This is a genomic window from Arthrospira sp. PCC 8006, from assembly GCF_046480465.1.
Taxonomy (GTDB): Bacteria; Cyanobacteriota; Cyanobacteriia; order Cyanobacteriales; family Microcoleaceae; genus Limnospira; species Limnospira platensis.
Genome location: NZ_PKGG01000444.1, coordinates 1 through 1,563 on the forward strand (window position 1 = coordinate 1; position 1,563 = coordinate 1,563).

The following is a 1,563-nucleotide window of genomic DNA, read 5'->3' on the forward strand; positions in this document are numbered from 1 at the left end:
CACCCCATTAAGTTTCTCTTTACTATCCTCTGAAAATAGCAGCAAAATCAGAATCTGTCCGTAGGAATGGCGATTATAAATCTTCTGATACTCATACAGAAATCCCCCTAAAAACTCTCGACTCTCCCAGAAAGGAGGCGCGGATTCCAGGGAGTCTAATTTTAACAAGTTTTGTAATAGTTCATCGGCTAAGTGTTTTCCCTTCTCCAGAGTCTCTGGGGGTGATTCCATCAAACCACTAAACAGAATTGTTGTCCCCCAAGAGGCTTGTTTGAGATGGGTTTGTAGGGGTTCGTCTAGGGTTGACGAAGTTCCGGCAAAAAATGAGTCAGGGGGTTTTAATTCCGCAAGTTCTGAGAACTTCACCCCATCTTGTCCCAGTTTTTGGGGACGCAATAGTTGCAACAAAAAACTATAGCTATCATTCATATATTGAGGACGGAAAGCTCCCCGATATTTCCGGGACAAATTTAAGTGTTGAATGCCGATTTTTCCGGGATTATTAATAATTTTTAAAAATGGATTATTATTCTTATCATCAGTTAAATCTTCAAAATCCGCCCTAAATAGATAGTTTTTTATCACATCTTCTAGGGTCTGGCTGCTCAGATAATCTTCTAAATTAATGAGAATTTCCAGAACAATTATCCTCAGTTCAACCCACCATAAAAACAGTTTAATTGTGTGAATATACTCAAGCCACTTATCAATAATTGACCAGGGAGATAACATCTCTTTTTGTAGTTTGTTGATGAGGGAATCCACCAACCCATAATCCGCCAATAACTGCACATAATAGGCAATCAGTGACCTTAAATCTAAATCCTTGTCGGCTTCGTTAAGGTTTGTGGTTCTGAGGAGTTTTAAATGATAGGTAAATAACCGAATTTCTGGGGCATAAATAACCTTATCTGTCATGATGATTGCTGCTCATGTTGCCCTTGAGCTTGGCTAATGGTTTCATCCACAAATTTTAGAGATAAGTTACCCAATCGAATTTGTTGTTCGGTTTCGTCCTCGTCTGGGTCTTCATCTTCAGGAATTGCATCACTTTGGACGGGTCGGAGAGCTTGGAGAATTGAACTATATTGGTGGTCTTTACACCATGTTGTAATCCCTCGTGCTATGATTTTAATGTCATCATTGGCTTGAGCGAGGCCCGCTTGCAGTTCCGGTAAATTTTCCCAAGCTGTAGGGGGGATAATCGCACTTTCCGGTTTTTTGCTTTCTCGATGCAGAAGCAGTAAGAAAGCCCGCACAATTCGTTCTTTTTCAGATGTGGGCATCGTCTAACCTCATCATGGCTAACTGTATTATAAACAACTGCGCGTGATTGATTGGGCAGCATTCAGCTAACATCATGATGGTCACTCCAGATTAAATAATTTGTTGGAAAAATCGACCGTAGCTGTTTTGTTGGGGTTTTGAGGGTATTAAATAAACGATCCCAAAAGTCTTGGATGCCGTAGTTGCCGTCAAAAGATGTATGATGCAGATCATGAAAATCTGATGAAATAAAGAAAATTGATAATGAACTGTGACCTTCTAAATTATAGGCATTTC

General features: G+C 39.9%; 1 protein-coding gene and 2 pseudogenes. All 3 read right to left on the bottom strand.

Translation table 11 applies throughout. The annotated features are described in order from the left end of the window. A pseudogene (locus tag B9T16_RS28555) lies at positions 1-918 on the bottom strand (hypothetical protein); the annotation flags it as partial. Continuing rightward, positions 915-1,286, bottom strand: a complete 372-nt coding sequence (locus B9T16_RS28560; RefSeq protein WP_410246376.1) for a hypothetical protein — start codon at positions 1,284-1,286, stop codon at positions 915-917. The pseudogene B9T16_RS28555 and the gene B9T16_RS28560, both read right to left, overlap by 4 nt. A gap of 62 nt (positions 1,287-1,348) precedes the next feature. Further along, positions 1,349-1,563: pseudogene (locus B9T16_RS28565) on the bottom strand (hypothetical protein); the annotation flags it as partial.

Excerpts from the sequence above, each read along its gene's own strand:
- B9T16_RS28560 (WP_410246376.1), bottom strand. The coding sequence starts at position 1,286 with ATGCCCACATCTGAAAAAGAACGAATTGTGCGGGCTTTCTTACTGCTT.